The organism is Mycobacterium sp. TKK-01-0059, assembly GCF_000709305.1.
In the GTDB taxonomy this organism is placed as follows: Bacteria; Actinomycetota; Actinomycetes; order Mycobacteriales; family Mycobacteriaceae; genus Mycobacterium; species Mycobacterium intracellulare.
This window is the reverse complement of the sequence record NZ_KL446993.1, coordinates 3,826,230-3,846,326: the sequence shown is the minus strand read 5'-3', so window position 1 is coordinate 3,846,326 and position 20,097 is coordinate 3,826,230. Positions and strand designations below refer to the sequence as shown.

At 68.1% G+C, this 20,097-nt stretch carries 21 protein-coding genes and 1 pseudogene; 11 read left to right on the top strand and 11 right to left on the bottom strand.

Annotation, left to right across the window (positions count from 1 at the left end):
• The first annotated feature begins 28 nt into the window (after positions 1-28).
• Complete coding sequence (locus K883_RS18180; RefSeq protein WP_014711425.1) at positions 29-1,168, top strand: glycosyltransferase; 1,140 nt, start codon at positions 29-31, stop codon at positions 1,166-1,168.
• Positions 1,169-1,214: 46 nt separating this feature from the next.
• Complete coding sequence (locus K883_RS18175) at positions 1,215-2,063, top strand: sulfurtransferase (RefSeq protein ID WP_014711424.1); 849 nt, start codon at positions 1,215-1,217, stop codon at positions 2,061-2,063.
• Position 2,064: 1 nt separating this feature from the next.
• On the opposite strand, the gene K883_RS18170 is transcribed toward K883_RS18175, so the two are convergent.
• Both K883_RS18170 and K883_RS18165 read right to left on the bottom strand, forming a co-directional pair.
• The gene (locus tag K883_RS18170) at positions 2,065-3,321 is read right to left on the bottom strand and encodes a cytochrome P450 (protein WP_014711423.1); all 1,257 of its coding nucleotides are present in this window, start codon (positions 3,319-3,321) and stop codon (positions 2,065-2,067) included.
• Positions 3,318-3,890, bottom strand: coding sequence for a TetR/AcrR family transcriptional regulator C-terminal domain-containing protein (locus K883_RS18165; protein WP_014711422.1), 573 nt, complete (start codon positions 3,888-3,890; stop codon positions 3,318-3,320). The genes K883_RS18170 and K883_RS18165 overlap by 4 nt, the downstream gene beginning before the upstream one ends.
• Positions 3,891-4,024: 134 nt before the next feature.
• Here K883_RS18165 and K883_RS18160 point away from each other — a divergent pair, with 134 nt between their 5' ends.
• Together K883_RS18160 and K883_RS18155 are read left to right on the top strand one after the other, a co-directional pair.
• Positions 4,025-4,903, top strand: coding sequence for an LLM class F420-dependent oxidoreductase (locus K883_RS18160; protein WP_014711421.1), 879 nt, complete (start codon positions 4,025-4,027; stop codon positions 4,901-4,903).
• Complete coding sequence (locus tag K883_RS18155; protein ID WP_014711420.1) at positions 4,903-5,631, top strand: hypothetical protein; 729 nt, start codon at positions 4,903-4,905, stop codon at positions 5,629-5,631. Before K883_RS18160 ends, K883_RS18155 begins: the two co-directional genes overlap by 1 nt.
• On the opposite strand, the gene K883_RS18150 is transcribed toward K883_RS18155, so the two are convergent.
• The 3 genes from K883_RS18150 to K883_RS18140 are packed head-to-tail and all read right to left on the bottom strand — an operon-like array spanning position 5,632 to position 7,900.
• The gene (locus K883_RS18150; protein WP_036455596.1) at positions 5,632-6,045 is read right to left on the bottom strand and encodes an ArsI/CadI family heavy metal resistance metalloenzyme; all 414 of its coding nucleotides are present in this window, start codon (positions 6,043-6,045) and stop codon (positions 5,632-5,634) included.
• 2 nt (positions 6,046-6,047) lie between these two features.
• Positions 6,048-7,556, bottom strand: coding sequence for an ACR3 family arsenite efflux transporter (gene arsB / locus K883_RS18145; RefSeq protein WP_179945076.1), 1,509 nt, complete (start codon positions 7,554-7,556; stop codon positions 6,048-6,050).
• Positions 7,544-7,900, bottom strand: coding sequence for an ArsR/SmtB family transcription factor (locus tag K883_RS18140; protein ID WP_036455126.1), 357 nt, complete (start codon positions 7,898-7,900; stop codon positions 7,544-7,546). Before K883_RS18140 ends, arsB begins: the two co-directional genes overlap by 13 nt.
• A 74-nt stretch (positions 7,901-7,974) precedes the next feature.
• Between K883_RS18140 and K883_RS18135 the strand changes: the two genes are divergently transcribed.
• Positions 7,975-8,487 carry a lipoprotein LpqH gene (locus K883_RS18135; protein WP_036455125.1) on the top strand — a complete coding sequence of 171 codons (513 nt, stop codon included), beginning with the start codon at positions 7,975-7,977 and terminating at the stop codon, positions 8,485-8,487.
• 44 nt (positions 8,488-8,531) lie between these two features.
• Positions 8,532-9,521: an alpha/beta fold hydrolase gene (locus K883_RS18130; RefSeq protein WP_036455124.1), complete on the top strand. Its 990-nt coding sequence runs from the start codon at positions 8,532-8,534 to the stop codon at positions 9,519-9,521.
• A 12-nt stretch (positions 9,522-9,533) separates the two neighbouring features.
• Here the strand turns inward: K883_RS18130 and K883_RS18125 are convergent, their stop codons facing one another.
• Together K883_RS18125 and K883_RS18120 are read right to left on the bottom strand one after the other, a co-directional pair.
• Positions 9,534-10,739, bottom strand: a complete 1,206-nt coding sequence (locus K883_RS18125; RefSeq protein ID WP_014711415.1) for a cytochrome P450 — start codon at positions 10,737-10,739, stop codon at positions 9,534-9,536.
• A 37-nt stretch (positions 10,740-10,776) separates the two neighbouring features.
• Positions 10,777-11,439 (bottom strand): TetR/AcrR family transcriptional regulator, encoded by a 663-nt coding sequence (locus tag K883_RS18120; protein WP_014711414.1) that lies wholly within the window; start codon positions 11,437-11,439, stop codon positions 10,777-10,779.
• Between the two features lie 196 nt (positions 11,440-11,635).
• Here K883_RS18120 and K883_RS18115 point away from each other — a divergent pair, with 196 nt between their 5' ends.
• Positions 11,636-12,424 (top strand): spirocyclase AveC family protein, encoded by a 789-nt coding sequence (locus K883_RS18115; protein ID WP_014711413.1) that lies wholly within the window; start codon positions 11,636-11,638, stop codon positions 12,422-12,424.
• A gap of 84 nt (positions 12,425-12,508) precedes the next feature.
• Here K883_RS18115 and K883_RS18110 read toward each other — a convergent pair whose 3' ends face one another.
• The 3 genes and pseudogenes from K883_RS18110 to K883_RS27940 all read right to left on the bottom strand — a co-directional run.
• Entirely contained in the window at positions 12,509-13,483 is a 975-nt protein-coding gene (locus K883_RS18110; protein WP_014711412.1) for an LLM class flavin-dependent oxidoreductase, read from the bottom strand.
• A 45-nt stretch (positions 13,484-13,528) separates the two neighbouring features.
• Positions 13,529-14,590 (bottom strand): NAD(P)H-dependent amine dehydrogenase family protein, encoded by a 1,062-nt coding sequence (locus tag K883_RS18105; protein ID WP_014711411.1) that lies wholly within the window; start codon positions 14,588-14,590, stop codon positions 13,529-13,531.
• A 155-nt stretch (positions 14,591-14,745) separates the two neighbouring features.
• A pseudogene (locus tag K883_RS27940) lies at positions 14,746-14,865 on the bottom strand (LLM class flavin-dependent oxidoreductase); the annotation flags it as partial.
• 254 nt (positions 14,866-15,119) lie between these two features.
• Here K883_RS27940 and K883_RS18095 point away from each other — a divergent pair.
• Together K883_RS18095 and K883_RS18090 are read left to right on the top strand one after the other, a co-directional pair.
• The gene (locus K883_RS18095) at positions 15,120-16,214 is read left to right on the top strand and encodes an NAD(P)H-dependent amine dehydrogenase family protein (protein WP_014711409.1); all 1,095 of its coding nucleotides are present in this window, start codon (positions 15,120-15,122) and stop codon (positions 16,212-16,214) included.
• 66 nt (positions 16,215-16,280) lie between these two features.
• The gene (locus K883_RS18090; RefSeq protein WP_369751748.1) at positions 16,281-17,420 is read left to right on the top strand and encodes a MalY/PatB family protein; all 1,140 of its coding nucleotides are present in this window, start codon (positions 16,281-16,283) and stop codon (positions 17,418-17,420) included.
• Between the two features lie 10 nt (positions 17,421-17,430).
• On the opposite strand, the gene K883_RS18085 is transcribed toward K883_RS18090, so the two are convergent.
• Positions 17,431-18,159, bottom strand: coding sequence for a DUF2652 domain-containing protein (locus K883_RS18085; RefSeq protein WP_014711407.1), 729 nt, complete (start codon positions 18,157-18,159; stop codon positions 17,431-17,433).
• A 111-nt stretch (positions 18,160-18,270) separates the two neighbouring features.
• On the opposite strand from K883_RS18085, the gene K883_RS18080 reads away from it, so the two are divergent.
• Complete coding sequence (locus K883_RS18080; protein ID WP_014711406.1) at positions 18,271-19,176, top strand: haloalkane dehalogenase; 906 nt, start codon at positions 18,271-18,273, stop codon at positions 19,174-19,176.
• A gap of 179 nt (positions 19,177-19,355) precedes the next feature.
• Complete coding sequence (locus K883_RS26940; protein WP_014711405.1) at positions 19,356-19,841, top strand: MarR family winged helix-turn-helix transcriptional regulator; 486 nt, start codon at positions 19,356-19,358, stop codon at positions 19,839-19,841.
• The last annotated feature ends 256 nt before the right edge of the window (positions 19,842-20,097 follow it).

Sequence of the window (20,097 nt, the reverse complement as noted above, 5' to 3'; positions counted from 1 at the left end):
GCACACGCGCACCGCGTGTCCTCGCGGTATGCGCGTTGTACAGGTCGCCAATTTCTACGGCCCTCGCTCCGGCGGCCTTCGCACCGCGATCGACCGGCTGGGCGCCGAATACTGCGCGGGCGGTCACGACGTCTTCTTGATCGTCCCCGGCCGCCGCACCGCTCACGTCCAGCTCTACACCGGAGTAGTGCGAATCACCCTGCCCGCCAGGCTGATTCCCTTCACCGGCGGCTACCGTGCGGTGATGCCGGGACCCGTCAAGGCCCTCCTGGCAGCGTTGCGGCCCGACGCGCTGGAGGTGTCGGACCGGCTCACGCTGCGATCGCTGGGCCGGTGGGGCCGCGACCACGGTGTCACCACGCTGATGATCTCCCATGAGCGCCTGGATCGCCTTGTGGGCCAGGTGCTTCCGCGCCGGGCCGCGCGGAAGTTCGCCGATGTGGCCAACGCGCGCACCGCCGCGAACTACGACACCGTGGTGTGCACCACCGGTTTCGCCCGCGCGGAGTTCGACCGGATCGACGCCGGCAACACCGTCACAATCCCATTGGGCGTGGATCTGCAGACGTTCCATCCGAGCCGCCACTCGCATCTGGTGCGCCGGCGCTGGGCGGCGCCGACACAGCTGCTGCTGGTCCATTGCGGTCGGCTGTCGGTGGAAAAACGTGTCGACCGCAGCATCGACGCGCTCGGCGCCTTGCGTCACGCGGGCGCCGACGCGCGGCTCGTGGTCGTGGGCGAGGGCCCGTTGCGGGCCCGGCTGCAGCGCCAGGCCGCGCGCCTACCGATCGACTTCACCGGTTTCGTCTCCGATCGCGAGGTCGTGGCGCAGCTGCTGGCCTCGGCCGACGTGACGCTGGCCCCGGGCCCGCATGAGACATTCGGGCTGGCCGCGCTGGAGTCGCTGGCGTGCGGAACACCGGCCGTGGTCTCTCGCACGTCCGCGCTGACCGAGATCATCACGCCCGACAGCGGCGCGGCGGCCGACAACGACCCGGCCGCCATCGCGGCCGCGGTCAGCGCCATCGTGGGCCGACCCGAACACCAGCGCCGCGTTGCCGCGCGGCGCCGCGCCGAGGATTTCACCTGGCACCGGGCGGCGGCCGGGATGCTCGCGTCGATGGGCGCGCCCGCCTTCGACGGCCGCGATTCGGAGCGGACCGCGTAGCCACCCCGGTCTTGGCTAGTCTCGACGGAGACGACGAGGAGGGCCAGTGCAAGCACGCGATCGGGTGTTGATCGGCGCCGCCGAGTTGGCTGGCGTCATCGAGGCCGGCGATCCGGTGAGCGTCCTGGACGTGCGGTGGAGGATCGACGAAACCGACGGGCGCGCGGCGTACCTGGAGGGACACATACCGGGTGCGGTGTACGTCTCGCTCGAGGACGAACTCAGCGACCACGCGATTTCCGGACGGGGCCGTCATCCCCTGCCGTCGGGACGCGACCTGGAGGCCGCCGCGCGCCGCTGGGGAGTCCGGCAGGACGCGCTGGTGGTGACCTACGACGACTGGAATCGGGCCGGTTCCGCGCGCGCATGGTGGGTGCTGACCGCGGCCGGACTGGACAACGTCCGCATCCTCGACGGCGGTTTGGCCGCGTGGCGCGCGGCCGGCTTCGGCCTCGAGACCGGCCCCGTCGAACCGGCGCCCGGCAATGTGGCTGTGGCGCACGATGATCTGTATGCCGGAAGCCGTCCGACGCTGACGGCCGAGCGGGTTGCCGAGGGCTCGGTGCCGCTGCTCGATGCGCGAGCGCCGGAGCGCTACCGCGGCGACGTGGAACCGCTCGACGCCGCCGCGGGCCACATTCCCGGCGCCAAGAACCTTCCCAGTGTCGCCGTCTTGGCGGCCGACGGCACCTTCCTCGACGACGACTCGGTCGCCCGATTGTTGTCCGATCGCGGGATCGAACGTCACGACACGGTGGGCGCCTACTGCGGCTCGGGCGTCACCGCCACGGTCGCGATCGCGGCGCTCGCCGCGCTGGACCGGGAGGCCGCCTTGTATCCCGGGTCGTGGTCGGAGTGGAGTTCGGATCCGTCTCGCCCGGTGGAACGCGGCTGAATCACGTTGTGCACGGCAGTCTTTTGATGCCGTGGAAGAACGACGAGCGCAGCCGGTCCGGCGGTCCGGTGACGGCCAGGCCGGGCACGTTCGCATAAAGTTCTTCGAGCATGACGCACAGTTCGAGCCGGGCCAGTTGTGCGCCGAGGCAGAAGTGCACTCCCCCGCCCCCGAACGCGGCGTGGCCGGCGTCGGGGCGGGTGACGTCGAACTGGTCCGGCCGGTCGAAGACCTCCGCGTCGCGGTTGGCGGACAGGTAGTGCATCAGCACCCAGTCGCCGGAAGGAATTCGCTGCCCGCGGATCTCGACGTCGCGGGTCACGGTGCGCCGGAAGTGCATCACCGGGGTCGCCCAGCGCAACAGCTCTTCCACCGCGGGCTTGATGGCCGCGGGATCGCGGGCGAGCAGCGCCTGTTGCTCGGGGTGCTCGGCGAGCGCCAAGATGCCGTGGCTCAGCGTGTTGCGGGTCGTTTCGTTGCCGGCGATGGCCAGCAATAGGAAGAACTCGTTGAGCTGGTCGCGGTTGAGCTTTTCGCCGTCGACCTCCGCGGCGAGCAGCGCCGACAAGATGTCGTCGGTGAGGCCGTGCTTGCGGCGATGGTCCACCAATTCCCCGCAATAGGCGAACATTTCAGCCGCGGCCTGGCCCAGCGCTTCCGGCGTGGGGGCGTAGTCGGGATCCTCGATGCCCAGGCTTCCAATGGCGTTGCTCCAGCGGAAGACGTCCATCCGGTCCTCGGCCGGAACGCCGAGGACGTCGGCGATCACCTGCAGTGACATCTCGGCGGAAATGTCTGTCACGGCGTCGAATTCGCGCTTGTCGGTGATGGCGGCAACGATGCCGCGCGCCACCTGCCGCATTTTCGGCTCCAGCCGCTGCACGTTGCGGACGGTGAAGCCCTGGTTGATCAGCTTTCGGAAGTGGACGTGACGGGGCGGATCGATGCCGGGCAGCATCGCCGAGTTCGGCCCGGCTTCGGCCTCCACCAGTGTGTTGCCCTTGCTGCTGGTGAAGGTGTCGGTGCCGCGGCTGACCAGGCGCACGTCGGCGTGTTTGGTCAACAGCCATGCCCTGGGCAGCCCGGGCAGCTGCACCGCGTGCACCGGCGAGGTGGCGCGCAGCCTCGTCATCGCGTCGTACGGTGCGCCGGTGACGAAGGTGTCGGGATCCAGCACGGCGGCCGCGTCGCGGTCGGCGGCGGTGTCCAGGTTCTGCGGGACCAGGGATTTCACCAGCGTGGGTTTGGCAATGCTCACGACGGCGCCGATCCTTCCGGTAGCGAGGCCCCGATCCCGGCGATGATCACTTCGAGGCCGGCGCGAAACTGGTTGGCGGCCTGGCGCTTGGACCGTTGCGCGGGCCGCGTCTCCTGCAGGCTCACCGAACCCAACAGGTAGGTGTACAGCACCGAGTGTGCCGCCGCCGCAACCGGTTTGGTGACGCCCGCCTCGGCGAGCAACGTACGGCTGAGCTTATCGAGCCGACGGGCGGAGTCGCCTCCGCCGCCCGTTTGCAGGACACCCGCGATGCCCGGCACCGACAGGATCACTTCACGGGCCGCACAATAGAGTTCGGCCAGCCGGGTGTCCCAGGACCCGGTCTCGACAACCGGGATCTCGGCCAGCACCGATTCGGCGAGCAGGTCCAGGGCGGCCCGCTTGCCCGGCACGTGGTAGTAGACCGAGGGCACCGCGGCGCCGAGTTCGGCAGCCAGCTCGCGCATCGTCACGCCCTGCACGCCGACGCGGCGGGCCAGGTCGCGCAACGAGGTCACCACGCGGGCGCGGTCGAGTTCGCCATAGGGCCGGCGCACCGCGGCCGTCACCGCGACACCCGCTCACCCGCGGCGGCGGTTCGACTCGAGCCAGATTCGAGCACTGTTAGAATCTACCCCGGCATGAATCATCCTGGGAAGATCCCGTTATGCATCCCCGTCGACGCCGGAGGATGCGTGCACCGATGAGCGGTCACGCCAAACTGTCGGTCGCCACCCCGGTCGTGACGATGTTTCCCCACAGCGCCGGTGACTGGGAGAAGAACGCCACCGTCGAGGACCTGGCGCGGATCGCCGAGGCCGCCGACCGACTCGGCTACCACCACCTGACCTGCAGCGAGCACGTCGCCCTGCCGGCGACCGAGACGGGCCGCCGCGGCACCCGCTACTGGGACCCGCTGGCGACCTTCGGCTACCTGGCCGCGCGCACGCGACGAATTCGGTTGGCCACCAACGTGCTGGTGCTCGGCTACCACCATCCGCTCGAGATCGCCAAACGCTACGGCACCCTGGACCGGATCAGCGGCGGCAGGCTGATCCTGGGGGTCGGCGTCGGCAGCCTCAAAGAAGAATTCGACCTGCTCGGCGCGCCCTACGACGACCGCGGCCGGCGCGCGGACGACGCGCTGCGGGCCCTGCGCGCCGCGCTGTCAACGCCCGAACCCGAATACCACGGCGAGTTCTACTCCTTCGGCGGCATGGTCGTCGACCCGTGCGCGGTCCAAGACCGCGTCCCCCTCTGGATCGGTGGGCAAACGCTGCGCTCACTGCGCCGGGCCGCAACGCTGGCCGACGGCTGGGCGCCGTTCAACGTGAGCCTGCGCCAGGCGCGAGACTGGCTGTGCCGCTTCGACTTCGGGCCTGGTTTCGACGTCATCCTGCCCACGCCCGCGTTGCTGGACCCGATCGGTGCACCGGAACGGACCCGCGACCTCGTGGGCGAAACCGCCGCGCACGGCGCCACCATCGTCAGCGCCGCGTTCCGGCACACCTCGCTGCCCCATTACCTGGAGAACCTGCAGGCCCTCGCCGAGCTCCATCCCCCGTCCGGCGGTGGCACGTAATGCGCGTCAAGGCAGGCATATTCAGCCTCACCGCCGCGGCGCCGCCCGACGATGACGGCAGCTATCTGCGTTGGCACCTGCTTGATCACATGCCCGAGCAATTTCAGCTGCCGGGCATCGTGCATGGATTGCGCTGGATCGCCGACGGCGACTACACCGACCATCGCCTGGCCGCCCACGGACCGTTGGGCGAAATCGGCAACGTGGTGCACTATTTGGTCACCGGCCCGGTCGAAGAGACCTTCGACGAGTTCGTCACCCTCGGCCGCGCGTTGCGCGACAACGGCCGCTTTCCCGTCGTGCGGCCGTCGCTGCAAGTGGCGGGCTTGCGCCTGCTGCAGTGGCGGTCCTCGCCGCACGCGCTGATCTCTCCCGAGGTGGTGCCGTTTCGCCCGCACCGCGGCATCGTGCTGATCGTCGAGGAACCCACCGACGGCCGCCCGGACGAATGGCTGCAATGGCTGCACGCCGAGCACTATCCGGCGCTGCTCGCCATCCCGGGCACGGCCGGCGCCTGGACATTCGGATCCAGCGGCGGGTGGAGCCACTTGCCCCGGGGGTGGCGCACCGAACACCAGTACATCAGCGTCGTCTACCTCGATGAGGATCCGCTCACCACCGTGGCAGCCCTGGCCCCCCTCATCGAAGAACGTTGGCGCTCAACGGCTGTGCGGCCGGTGTTCGCCGGGCCGCTGCGCAGCATGATCGCCTGGGAGGCCTGGCCGTAGCTACGAGGCGCAGCAGGTGGACTGCGATTCGTCGGCCGGCCCGAACGTCTCGGAGTCGGCCTTCACCGTGTAGATCTCCCAACGTTCACCGCCCGGGCCGCTCACCCACACCTTGTCTTGGGTGGCATAGCAACAGGTCGAGTCGACCTCTTCGTCGGTGAGCAGACCCGCCTGCGCGAGGCGTCTGTTTTCGGTGAGCACGGCGTCGCTGGTGGGAACCTCGACGCCGAGATGGTTGAGGGTGCCGCCCTGGCCGGCGTTTTCCAGCAGCACCAGTTTGAGCGGCGGGTCGGCGACGACGAAGTTCGCGTAGCCGGGCTTGACCTTGGCCGGCTCGACATCAAAGAGTCTGGTGTAGAACGTGATCGCCTCGTCGAGGTCGTCGACGTTGAGGGCGAGTTGGATGCGCGACATGATCACTGTCCTTTCGTGGCGGGCACATCGATCGTCATCGTGATCCCGAGCAGCTCCCGGATGAGGGCATAGACATGCTCGGCGATGTCCTCGCGGATTTCCCGCACCGTCTCGACCGGCTGACCGGCGGGGTCGCGCAGGGGCCAATCGCGGTACGAGACGCCCGGGAAGAACGGGCAGGTGTCACCGCAGCCCATGGTGATGACGACGTCGCTCGTCCGCACCACGCCGGCGTCGAGCGCTTTCGGGACGTCGGTGATATCGATGCCCCATTCGGCCATCACGGCCACCGCCGCGGGATGGATCTGGTCGGCGGGTTCGGTTCCGGCGGAACGGACGTCGATGCGCTCGCCGGCCAGGTGGCGCAGCAGTGCGGCGGCCATCTGGGAACGACCGGCGTTATGCACGCAGACGAACAGCACGCTGGGCCTGTCGGCGCTCGACCGGGAACTGTCGGCCGCACCAAAGAGCCGGGGCCGCAAGGCCAGGGAAACATAAACCAATGCGACCAGGATCGGAACTTCGATTAGGGGTCCCACGACGCCGGCCAGCGCCTGACCCGAGGCGGCGCCGTAGGTCGCGATCGCCACGGCTATCGCGAGCTCGAAGTTGTTGCCGGCGGCGGTGAACGCCAGGGTGGTGGTGCGCGCATAGCCGAGCCGCAGCAGCACCCCGAGCGCGTATCCGCCCGCCCACATGATCGCGAAGTACGCCAGCAGCGGCAGCGCGATCCGGGCGACATCCCAAGGCCGGGACGTGATTTGGTGACCTTGCAGTGCGAAGAGAATGACGATGGTGAACAGCAACCCATACAACGCCCACGGCCCGATCCGGGGCAGGAAACGGCTTTCGTACCAGCCGCGGCCCCTGGCGCGTTCGCCGAGGCGGCGCGACAGGTACCCGGCCATCAGGGGCAGCCCCAGGAAGATGAACACCGATTTGGCTATCTGCCAAGCGGATACGTCGATGCCGGTCGTGCTCAGACCCAGCCACCCCGGGAGCACGGACAGATAGAACCAGCCCAGGGCGGCGAACATGACGACCTGGAAGATCGAATTCAGCGCGACCAGAACCGCCGCGGCCTCGCGGTCCCCGCGGGCGAGGTCGTTCCAGATGATTACCATGGCGATGCAACGCGCCAGCCCCACGATGATCAGCCCGGTGCGGTACTCCGGTAGATCCGGCAGCAGGAGCCAGGCCAGCGCGAACATGACGGCGGGTCCGACCAACCAGTTCAACGCCAGCGACGTCGCCATCAGTTTGCGGTCCGCGGTCACGGTATCCAGCTGGTCGTACCGAACTTTGGCCAGGACCGGATACATCATCACCAGCAGCCCGATCGCGATGGGCAGCGAAATCCCGTCCACCTGAACGGCGCTCACCGCCCCGCCCAGGCCCGGGACAAGCCGGCCCAGCAGCAGGCCGGCGACCATCGCCATTGCGATCCATCCCGGCAGGAATCGATCCAGCGTCGAAAGCCGCGCGCTCACCGCCTCGTTCATGAGCCGCATCCCGCGCCCGACAGGGCGTCGACGTGCAACACCGACGAAAGCTGTTGCAGCGCTTCGGGAACCACCCAGTAGTACACCCACGTGCCGCGCCGTTCGCAATCCAAGAGCCCCGCCGACCGCAGCGTTTTCAGGTGATGGGAGATCGTCGGCTGCGACACGTCGAACGTCGGGGAGATTTCGCAAACACAGGCCTGACCGCCCGGGTGGCTGGCGACCAGGCTCAACAGCCGCAACCGCACCGGATCGCTGAGCGCCTTGAACATCGCCGCCAGTTCCGCGGCCTGCGGCTCGGCCAGCGCGGCCATCCCCAACGCCGGGCAACACGCCGTGGATTGATTCGACATCCATCTATATAAACGCATATCGAATCAGAAGGCAAGGTTCTATAGTCCTCATGACCGTCTAGCGGAGGACCGATATGACACACCCTCGGCCGTGGATCGTTCGTGCGGGTGCCGCGCTCGGCGCGCTGGCGCTGGGGGCGAGCCTGCCGGCCTGTTCGGGCAAGGAGAGTCACCCGGCGAGTCCCCCCAGTTCGACACCGGCTTTGACGAGCACGACCGTGATGATCGATGGGAATAAGCACACGCTCATCGCCGCGGTCGACTGCACGAGCTCGGCGGCCCAGCCGAATGCGTCGCCGCCGGAATCGGGGGATCTCACGACCCGCATCAGCGTGCACGACGACGCGGCGTCGGTGTCGCTGGCCGTCTCGGACGAACGGCCCCCCACCGTCGACGGGTTCGCGATTTCACTCAAACTGCCCAACGGCCAATATCAGCTGCCCTATCAGGGGACCAATTCGCCGACGCAGGTCCAGGCGACCAAGGACGGCAAGGGCTACACGATCACCGGAACGGGCCAGGCGACCACACCCGGGCAAAGCGGCGTGCGCGACGTGAGGTTCGGGATCCACGTGACCTGCCCCTAGCCGCCGTGGTTGTCTGCCGCGGCCCCCTCTGGGAGGCTGACAGCTTGGACATCTTCGCGCAGTGGCAAAACGGCGGCACCGAACTTCGTTGGCGGTCGACCACCGCGGCCAACGAGGCCAGAGAAGTCGCGATCTTCAGCCGCCGTTGCGGCACGCCCTGCGCGCCGGCGCTGGTGCTGGTGCACGGCTTTCCGACGTCGAGCATCGACTACTTCGCGCTGACGGCCGAACTGAGCGCGGAGTTCGACATCTACCTGCTCGACTTTCCCGGCTACGGCCTGTCCGACAAACCGCCCGAGCCGTATGTGTACTCGCTGTACGACGACGCGCGGCTGCTGGTCTACGCCATCACCGAGGCGTGGCAGCTCACCGACTATCGCATGCTCACCCACGACCGCGGCAGCAGCGTCGGCATGATCGCGTTGGGCATGCTGGCAGCCCTTGATCCGCCTGCGCTGCCCGCCGACCTGATCGTGACGAATGCCAATATCTACCTTCCCCTTTCGAACCTCACCGCGTTCCAGACCGCGCTGCTCGATGCCGGGACAGGGCGCGCGACCGCGGCGGCGACGACGCCGGAGATGCTGGCGGCCGGTCTGGGCGCCAGCACGTTCATGCCGCGGCGGACATTGGACGATCCGGAGATCGCCGCGCTGGCCAAGTGTTTCGCCCACAATGACGGAATCCGCGTGCTGCCCGACACCATTCAATACCTCCACGAGCGTGCCGCCGACGAAACCGGTTGGCTGGAGGCGCTTTCCACGAGCGACGTCAACACCACGGTGGTGTGGGGCCTCCACGACAACGTGGCCCCGTTGCGGGTTCCCAACCATGTCTGGCAGACCTATCTGAAGAACAAGCCGGGCCGCAATCGCTACTGGGCGGTGCCGGGCGCCGACCATTATCTGCAGTGCGACGCCCCGGGACAGCTGGCGCAGATCGTGCGCCTCACCGCCGAAGGCGGGGACATCCCGTTGCAGACGCTGGGAAACCGGCCCGACGGTGCGGTGTTAGTGGACCAGAGCGAGCCCTAGCGGTGCCCCGGCTCAGCGAGTGACCACCGGAAGGAGTGCCCATCCGCGCACGCTCGCGGTGTGCGCGCGCTCGGCGTTGGCGTAGTCGACCTCCCAGTCCGGCCAGCGCTTGAGCACCTCCTCGAAGGCCACCCGCGCCTCCATCCGGGCCAGCGCCGAGCCCAGGCAAAAATGCAGGCCCTGCCCGAAGCTGAGGTGGCCGCCCGCCTGCCGGTGGATGTCGTAGCGGTCCGGATCGGCGAACCGCCGGGGGTCGCGGTTGGCGGAACCGTTGAGCAGCAACATGAACGACCCCTCGGGGACGACACGGCCGTACTGCTCGGCGTCCCGGGCCACGTAGCGCGCCTGCACCGGCGACGGGGGTTCGAAGCGCAGCGTCTCCTCGATCGCCCCGGGGATGAGGGACGGGTCGGCGACGAGCTCGCGGCGCTGCTCGGGATGGTCCGACAGCAGCTGTCCCATGAAACCGATGAGCCGGGCCGTCGTCTCGTTGCCGGCGCCGGCGATCATGGCGGTGTAGGCCAGCACCTCGGTGCGCGACAGCGGGCGCCGGGTGCCGTCGGGCTCGTCGATCTCGGCCCGCAGCAGCTCGGTCATCAGGTCGTCGGACGGATGGCTGGCCCGCCATTCGATGTACTCGGCGAACAGGGCAATGGAGTTCGCGAAGATGTTCGCGTCGACCGCGGCGGGGTCGCTGTCCGTGGACAGTTCGATGTTGGCGACGCTGCGGTCGCGGATCTTTTCCTGATCGGCCTCCGGGATGCCCAACAGGTAGCCGATGGTCCGCATCGGCATCATCGCCCCGAGGTCGGCGATGAAGTCGAAGCCCCCGGCGCCGACGAGCGGGTCAAGCTCGCGGACGCAGAACCCACGCACCAGGTCTTCGACGGCCAGCATGCGCCGGGGCGTGAAAACACGCGAGAGCAGGCGGCGGTGCAGATCGTGCAGCGGGGGGTCCTCGAACAGCAGAATGCCGGGCGGCACTTCGATATTGGCGAACAGGATGTCGGCGGTGGTGCCCCGGCCGGATCGGTAGGTCTGCCAGTTGGGCAGTTCGCGCGCCACGTCTTCGTAGCGGCTCAGCGCGTAGAAGTTGTACTTCTCGTTGTAGTACAGCGGCGCTTCTTCGCGCATCCGCTTCCACACCGGGTAGGGGTCGTCGTCGATGACGGAGTCGAAGGGGTCGTAGTACAACTCGATCGCGCTGGTGTCTGTCATGAACCAATTCCTCTGAGTAGAGCGGTCTTTCGAAAGCTCAGCCGTTCCTGTGCAGGAAGCCGTGCAAGATGGCCTGGATGAGTTCGTCGACGATGGTCTCCCTCGGCGGCGGCTCGGCGCCGAAGTAGGTCGAGCGCAACGCCGCCATGCCGGCGATCATCGCGACCGTCGAGTGGGCGGGGAGGTCGGGATGGTCCGAGCGCAGCCCGCGCAGGTGCATGCCCTCGGCGCTGATCTGCCCCAGCGCCGTGACGGCCTGCCGGATCTCGGCGATGCCGGCGTCGGCCTTTTCCTCCTCGGACAGCGCCTCGGATGCCATCAGGGTCAACAGCAGGCCCTGATGCTCGACGAACACGTCGTAGAGCTGCCCGACGAACCGGCGCGCCAACTCCTCCTCGTCGGTCTCCTCCGGGACGACCGACTGCCAAGTCTGGCGGAACTCCTCGACGAAATCGGTGAAGGGCAGGACGAGCGCCTCACGGAACAACGCCGCCTTGGAGCCGAAGTGGCGAAACAACAGATGCTCGGTAACGCCTGCGGCCTGGGCGATTTCGCGCGTCGTCGTGCTGCGGTAGTCCTGGCGGGCGAAGCGGGCCCGGGCGGTGTCGAGCAGCAGCTTGCGCGGGGCGCCGCGGGGCCGGCGCACCGAGGCCGACGCCTCCGCCGCGCCGCGTTTCGTGCCGGACGACCGCTGGGCCACGTCACTGCCTCCTCACCTGATGGTTGACTCCCTTTAGGATAGTAGGCACTATCTAATCAGTCGAGCTCGAATCGGAAGGGATTGCGACTGTGGGCGCTGTCATCATGCTGGGCACGCTGTTCGGCTTGATCGTTGTGATCTTCGGGCTGGTGCTGCGCTTCGACCCGCAGGCACGCCGGAGTCAAGGGGCCGACCGGTGAGCTCCCAGATGACGCCGGTGATGCAGGCGGCCAGCGATTTCGCGCTCGTCGGGGGCATCACGTTCACCGCCCTCGGGATCTATCTGAGCGTGCGCCAGCGGCGCGTGCACCCCCTTCTGCTGCTGTGCATCTCGGCGATGTCGTTCTCGTGGATCGAGGCCCCCTACGACTGGGCGATGTACGCGCAGTTCCCGCCGGCCATCCCCCGGATGCCGTCGTGGTGGCCGCTGAACATGACGTGGGGCGGGCTACCGCTGTTCGTTCCCGTCGGCTACATCTCCTACTTCGTGCTGCCGGCCGTGACCGGCGCGGCCCTGGGCCGATGGGTGGCCACCCGGTTCAACTGGCGCAGACCACAGACGCTGTTGGTGGTCGGACTCATCGTCGGCTTCTGCTGGGCGCTGTTCTTCAACGGGTTCCTGGGCGCCAAGCTCGGCGTGTTCTACTACGGCCGCGTGATTCCCGGGCTCGCGATCCGTGAGGGGACCCTGCATCAGTACCCGCTCTACGACTCGCTGGCGATGGGCATCCAGATGATGCTCTTCACCTACCTGCTGGGCCGAACCGACGCCCACGGGCGCAACGTCATCGAGATGTGGGCGCAGAACAGGTCGAAGAACCGCGTCACCTCCTCGATCCTGTCCGTCGTCGCCGTGGTCGTCATCGGAAACGTCCTCTACGGCGCCGTTTTCGCGCCCCACCTGGCGACCAAGCTGGGCGGCTGGGTGACCACCGAGCCGCCGGCGGGCGAGCTGTTCCCGGGCGTCCCGAACCAACCGCGCTAGCGACGAACGTGGAGTTGTGGCGCGGAATCGCGACCATTTCGCGCCACAACTCGACGCTCGGCACGGAAGAATTACGACGGAAAATTACGACAGAGCCTCCGGGAGCACGACCTCGCCCACCCGCTTGAGATAGGGCCACGCGATCTCCGGTGGCAACCCGCCGCACAGCGGCGACAGGTTGAGCACCTGACCGGCCTTCACCCGCGAAACCGCCTCGGGGACAGAGATGATGACGTGCGACGTTCCGGTCTCGCGCAGCTCGTCGACGGTGTTCACGTGCGAGAAGCCGGCCGTCGTCTCGTCGCCGGGGTTCCACGCGGCGTAGGTCCGCACGTCGTGCAGCAGGTGGTCGCCGAGCTCTTTCCACGCCCGATCGACGTCGTCGGCGACGAACACGACCGACGGGGTGTTGCGGTCGGGAAACATGGTAGGGCCCGGCGTGTGGCCGTGCTCGCGGCAGGCCTCCTCGTAGGCCTCCCGGATGCCCGGCGCGTTGGCGTTGCCCAGCATGCCCAAGCCGTACCTGCCGGCCCGGCGGGCCGCCGCCAGGGTTCCCCCACCCCACATCAGTCCGGGACCGCCGGGGGTCAGCGGGCGCGGCGTCACGGTGATCCGCCGCCCGTCCTCGATCACGGTTTCACCGGCGAGCAGTCGCCGCAGCAGCGCGAGTTTCTCGTCGCAGACGCGACCGCGCTTCTTGATGGGCACGCCGAAGTGCTCGAACTCCTCCGGCCGGTACCCCAGCGCCAAGATGTACGACGCCCGCCCGTTGCTGATGATGTCGAGGACCGCCATGTCCTCGGCGAGGCGCACGGTTTCGTAGAACGGCAGGATCAGGATCAGGCTCAGCGCCAGGCGCTGGGTGCGCGCCGCCACCGCGGAGGCCAGCAAGAACGGTGAAGGCAAATACCCGTCCTCGGAGCCGTGGTGCTCACACAGCACGGCGGCAAGACCGCCGTGCTCCTCGGCCCAGGCGGCCATTTCGGGCGCCGCGGCGTACAGATCGGTTGGGGCCGCGGCCCATTCGGGATCGCGCATGTCGAAGCGCAGTGTGTACACGGCAGACTCCTAGGTGGCCTAATCTTGGTGATGCACGTTACACCTTCACTCGAAGGCGTAAAGCGGCAGCGTCATGGGAATGTCCAGCGAGCTCAGCAGGCCCGCGGGTGCGGTGACCACGTACGGGATCGCGTTGACGACCCGCATCGCCGTCGACGCCATGGCGGCGTGCCCGGCGCCGTGGCCTGCGGCCTCCCCCATCCTCATCTCGCAGTGGACGTCGGGATCGCCGTCGATGTCGACCCGATAGGTGGCGTCGGACTCCGAGGTCGGCCAATCGGGTGCGACGTCGCGGGCCATCCGGATGACGTGTTCGATCACGATGGCCTCGCGACCGTTCACCACGCCCGCCGCCCGGGTCCGCACGGCGCCGGTGGTGCCCGCCTTGATGGTGCCGAATGCCACCTCGATGTCGCGGTCGGTCAGCCGTCGGTCCAGGGAGCCGCGCACCTCGTCCACCTCGACCCCGAGGCCGCCGGCGATCAGGTATATCGGTGCCTGCCAAGCCATTTCGATGAAGCCGGGGGTGGCGAGCATCGGCTGGAAATCTAGCGGGTGGCCGAATCCCATCCCGTTCATCATCACGTCGGCTACCGGGTAGTGGTCGTTGAGCGCGACCTCGCTGGCCGTGATGGTGCGGATGCGCTTCGACTGCGTCGTCATGAGCAGCACGAGCTGATCGGAGGCGAAGCCGGGAAAGATGCCCGACACGTAGAACGAGGCGCCGCCGGCGGTGGCCGCCGCCTCGAGCTGGTCGCGCCAGTCCGGGGCGAAATACGACGGGGGGTGCACCAGGCTGGTCGACGACGTCGACACGACGTTGATGCCGGCCTTCAGCAGCCGCACGTAGTCGGGCACCGCCACCCCGTCGCGCTCGGGCCCGCTGGCCGCATACACCACGCAGTCCGGTGCCAGGGCGATCAGGGCGTCGGCGTCGTCGGTGGCCGTCACGCCGAGCGGGTCGCCGCCGGCCAGCTCGCCGGCGTCTCGACCGACCTTGTCCGCCGAATGTACCCATACCCCAACGAGTTCCAGATCCGGGCGTCGGCGGACGGCGTCGATCGCGACCTTGCCGACGCCGCCGGTGGACCACACGACAACCCTCATAGCTCTGCTCCTCACCTGTCCTGCGGCCGAGGGTGAATCCTGCGACGCGACACGCCGCCACGGCGTCGTGGAATTCACTCTCGCGGCCCCGCTGAATCGTGCGCCTGGGCGGCGGCGGCCGCGGCGCGTTCGAGATAGGGCCAGGCAACGTCGGGGGCGATGCCGCCGCACAGCGGGGTCTCGGCCCACGCGCACATGTCGACGACCGCCGCGTACAGATCCGCGGGTGGCGCGCCGAAACCGGGGGCGCGCATGTCGAACCTGAGCGTGAACATCAGCGCCCGCCCGCGCCCTGCCGAAAAATGCCCGCCGCACAGCGACAACGTGGTCCCGAATCGTCGCCCGGAGGCGGCAAAAACTCGGATTCGGCCCTCACCGCTGCAGAGTAACCTAAAATTTGTTCGTTAAGATAGTGCCTGCTTTCTTAAACCTGACCGCTCGGACCAACCGCGCGCGTCGCGAACACACGAAAACCGCGGCGGCCGTTGGTCTTACACCGGCGGCTGATATGGACTTGAGGAGGAACGAGATGACGACCCATCGCGTGGTGGTGTGGGCGATCGGAGGCATCGGCTCGATCGCCATCCGCGCCCTCGCCCGGCGCCCGAATCTGGACCTGGCCGGCGTCTGGGTGCACTCGGACGACAAGGTCGGCAGGGACGCGGGCGAACTGGCCGGCGGGGAGCCGATCGGCGTGGCAGCCACCAACGACGCCGACGCGCTGATCGCGCTGAAGCCCGACTGCGTCATCTACGCGGCCAGCGGCCCGGAACGCGACGCGCTGGCCATCCCGGACTACGTCAAGCTGCTCGAAGCCGGGATCAACGTCGTGACGACCAGCACCACGCGGCTGGTCAACCCGCACGCCTACGAACCCGCCGAGTGGCGCGACCAACTGGTCGCCGCCGCCAAGCGAGGCCAGGCATCGCTGTACGCGTCCGGGATCGAGCCGGGCTTCGCCGCCGACTACCTGCCGCTGGTGCTGTCGACCCAGTCGTCGGTCATCGAAAAGATCCACTCGTTCGAGATCGGCCTCTACGACGATTACGGCGTTCCCGACATCATGAGCGACGCGCTGGGTTTCGGCCGACCGCTCGACTACCAACCCTGGATTGGCTTTCCCGGCGCGATCGCCGGCGAATGGCAGGGCCAGATCCGGTTGATCGCCGACGCCCTCGGGGTCGAAGTCCAGGAAGTCCGCGAGAGTTTCGATCGCGCGGTCACCAACCGGACGCTGGAAGTCGCGATGGGCACCGTCGAGGCCGGAACCTGTGGCGCGCTGCGGATGCAGGCGATCGGGGTGGTCGACGGCCGCGAGGCCATCGTCATCGAACACGTCACCCGGCTCGCCCACGACGTCGCGCCCGACTGGCCCATCGGGATCGGCGACCTGTCCTATCGCGTCATGATCACCGGCGACCCCGACCTAGACTGCACCCTGGCGGCGACGCTGCGGGATCCCGGCCGGGCCGGGATCGCGGGCATGACCTCGGGGGCGGGCGCGATGGTCGCCACCGCGATGCGCGTCGTCAACGCGGTGCCGTATGTCGTTGCCGCGGAGCCGGGATTGCTCAGCTCGGTCGACCTGCCGTTGACGATTCCGAAGCACGCGTTCGCCACATAATCTGCCCGAGTGACTTTTAATCCCTTCGAGGAGCTCACGCTCGAGCAGTTGCGGCTTCGCACCAGCATGAAATGGCGGGCGCATCCCGCCGACGTCCTGCCGCTGTGGGTCGCCGAGATGGACGTGCACCTGCCGCCGACGGTGGCCGAGGCGCTGCGCAGGGCCGTCGACAACGGCGACACCGGATACCCGTGCGGCACGGCCCTGGCGGAGGCGGTCAGCGAATTCGCGGCGCGGCACTGGGACTGGGACGACCTGGAGGTGGGCCGCACCGCGCTCGTCCCCGACGTCATGCTCGGCATCGTCGAGGTGTTACGTCTGGTCACCGATCGCGGTGACGCCGTCGTCGTCAATCCCCCTGTGTACGCACCGTTTTACGCGTTCGTGGCGCACGACGGCCGCCGGGTGATCGAAGCGCCGCTCGCCGAGGGGCGCATCGATCTGGGCGCGTTAGCGGAGGCCTTTTCCCGGGCCCGCGCTACGCACGGGAACGTGGCCTACCTGTTGTGCAATCCGCACAACCCGACCGGCGCGGTGCACACCCCCGAGGAGCTGCGCGCCGTGGCCGAGCTCGCGCGCGGATACGGCGTCCGCGTGGTGTCCGACGAGATCCACGCGCCCGTCATCCTGCCGGGATCGCGGTTCACCCCCTTCCTGACCGTCCCCGGAGCGGAGAACGCCTTCGCCCTGACGTCGGCGTCCAAGGCCTGGAATCTGTCCGGGCTGAAGGCGGCGGTGGCGATCGCCGGGCCGGAGGCGGCCGCCGACCTGGACCGGATGCCGGAGGAGGTCGGTCATGGGGCCAGCCATCTCGGCGTCATCGCGCACGCCGAGGCGTTCCGCAGCGGCGCCGACTGGCTCGACGCGACGCTGTCCGGCCTCGACGCGAACCGGAAGCTGCTGGGCGAGTTGGTCGCCGAGCAGCTGCCCAGCGTGAAATATCAATGGCCACAAGGCACTTACCTGGCGTGGCTGGACTGCCGGGCGCTCGGCATCGACGAAGAGGCAAGCGATGGCCTCGCGGTGGTCGCCGACCTGTCCGGACCCGCCCGCTGGTTCCTCGAGCACGCCCGGGTGGCGCTCAGCTCCGGCCACGTGTTCGGCACCGGCGGAGCCGGGCATGTGCGGCTGAACTTCGCCACCTCGCGCGCCATCCTCACCGAGGCCCTGTCGCGCATGGGCCGCGCCCTCGCCGGCGCTGGGTAGCGGCGCGGGGCTATGCGGAGATTTCTTCGGTCCCGCGCCCCAAGTTGCGGAACCCCTCGGCGGGCTCCCGCATGCCCATGGTGAACGGCAGGGTGTTGAACTCCAACTTCATCGTCGCGCCAAGCCGGCGCAAGAAACTGCGCTCGGACTCCACGGCGGGAACCTGCAACGACGCGAGGTCGATGTAGTGCGTCGACGTTTCGCCGATGCCGTCGAACACGTGCACCATGGGTGTGCACAGCCCACGCATCGACTCGTCGAGGCATTCCGCGACGGGATCGGTCATGAGCACGTATTCGGCTACCGGCACCATGTTTTTCAGCATTCGGTGCACCAGGATTACATCGAAGCCGGCCAGCTCGACATGGCGCTTCACCTTCTGATCCGCCACCTCGCCCACGTGCACGACGAACTTGAGCGACAGCTTCTCCAGCTGCGCGCAACTCGCGCACTGGCAGGCGATGTCGTTTTTCATCCGCTCCCGTCGCTCCAGGAACGACGTACGCATCCGTGACAGCCGCTCGCACACCACCACTTTGGCGTTGGTGTCCGGTGCCCAGAAGAACGCGGCGTCGCCCTCGAGCTTGGCCAGCTTCAACCCCTTGGCGGCGTTGATGACCGACTCCAGCAGGCCCGCGACCGTCAGCTGGGCGTGGGCAAGGTGCGTCCGGTTCCACTGCATGTAGTGCGTGTAACCACCGATGTCGGCTATGAGCAGAACCGCGCGCCGAATTGCCATGAATAAGCCAGTTTAATGGCCGGCGCGGCCCAGCTCAATGAATCTCCCACTAGACGAATGCGCTTCGGCGAGAGAGGCTAGCAGAGGTGCCGGTTCACCGGAGGAGCTGATATGCATGTGCTGCGAACCCCGGACTCCCGTTTCGAAAACCTGGAGGGTTACCCGTTCGTAGCGCATTATCTCGACGTCACGGCAAGCGACACCCGGCCGCTGCGCATGCACTATCTCGACGAGGGGCCGATCGAAGGGCCGCCGATCGTCCTGCTGCATGGCGAGCCCACGTGGAGCTATCTGTACCGCTCCATGATCACGCCCCTGACCGACGCCGGGAACCGCGTGCTGGCACCCGACCTGATCGGTTTCGGCCGGTCGGACAAGCCCAGCCGCATCGAGGATTACACCTACCAGCGGCACGTGGAATGGGTGGTCTCGTGGTTCGAGCACCTCAATCTCACCGATGTCACGTTGCTCGTGCAGGACTGGGGATCGTTGATCGGCCTGCGCATCGCCGCCGAACAGCCCGACCGCGTCGGGAGGCTGGTGGTGGCCAACGGTTTCCTGCCCACCGCGCAGCGGCGCACCCCGCCCGCCTTCCATGCCTGGCGCGCCTTCGCGCGCTACTCCCCCGTGCTGCCGGCGGGCCGCATCGTGGGCGCCGGGACCGTCCGCCGGGTGTCGTCGAAGGTGCGGGCCGGGTATGACGCCCCCTTCCCGGACAAGTCATATCAGGCCGGGGCCCGCGCGTTCCCCCGGTTGGTCCCCACCTCGCCCAGCGATCCGGCGATTCCGGCCAACAGGAGGGCGTGGGAAGCGCTCGGGCGCTGGGAGAAGCCATTCCTGGCCATCTTCGGTGCGCGCGACCCCATCCTCGGGCAAGCGGACACCCCGCTGATCAAGCACATCCCCGGCGCCGCGGGCCAGCCGCACGCCCGCATCAACGCCAGCCACTTCATCCAGGAGGACCGCGGACCCGAACTGGCCGCACGCGTCCTGTCGTGGCAGCAGGCCTTGCTCTGAGAGACCCTTATGCGCAGCGGCTCTTGCGGGGGCGGGCGCGGTGGGATCGGCGCGCCACGGCAACGCTGAAGAAACTGTACCGGCCGATGACGATCTTGTAGGATGATAATCCCTGCACTGGCAACGCTTCGTACGTAAAGCGTTGCGGCGCAAACAGTCCAGTACTCGAGGAGCCGACGTTGCCCAAGCCGCCGAGCGAACATCACTCCGGCATTGCTGAACTCGACGAACGAATCCCGTTTCTCCTCGCGCAACTCGGCGCCCATATCAGCAGCGACTTCCAGCGCCGGCTTTCGTCGATAGGGGCCGACCCGCGCACGTACGCAGTTCTGCTGGCACTCGCTAGTGCCGACGGCCAATCCCAGCGTCAGCTCTCCGAACGCCTCGGGATCCACCGCAATGCCATGGTTGTGGTCATCGACCAGCTTGAACAGCGAGGACTCGCAAAGCGGTTACCGCGCCCCGAGGATCGGCGCGCGGTCGCTGTCACGCTTACCGCCAAGGCCCGCCGCCTGCTGCCCGCGCTGCATGAGCAGGGCCGCGACCTCGAGAACGAAATAGCCGCGCCCCTGTCTGCGAAGGAACGCGCCACGCTGCGCCGCCTCCTTCAGCGCGTCGCCGCTGGGGCAGGGCTCATTCCCGGAGTTCATCCCCAACTGGCGTGATTGCCGGTCATTGACCGATCGGCGGGCGCGACGAGGCAATGCGCTCGTCGGCCGCATTCCCTAACCCATACGGCGCGAAGTCACGACACCGTGCTGCCGGCGCGCTGCAGCGCGGCTTCAGTCTCCCTACATTCAGTCTGGCACCGTGCATAATCGTCATGTACCGTGATAATCACTAGTCGTGACAAATTGGGAAGTGAACGATGAAGACGGTCATCTTCGGAGCCAACGGGCCGACTCGACTCGGCTTCCCTCG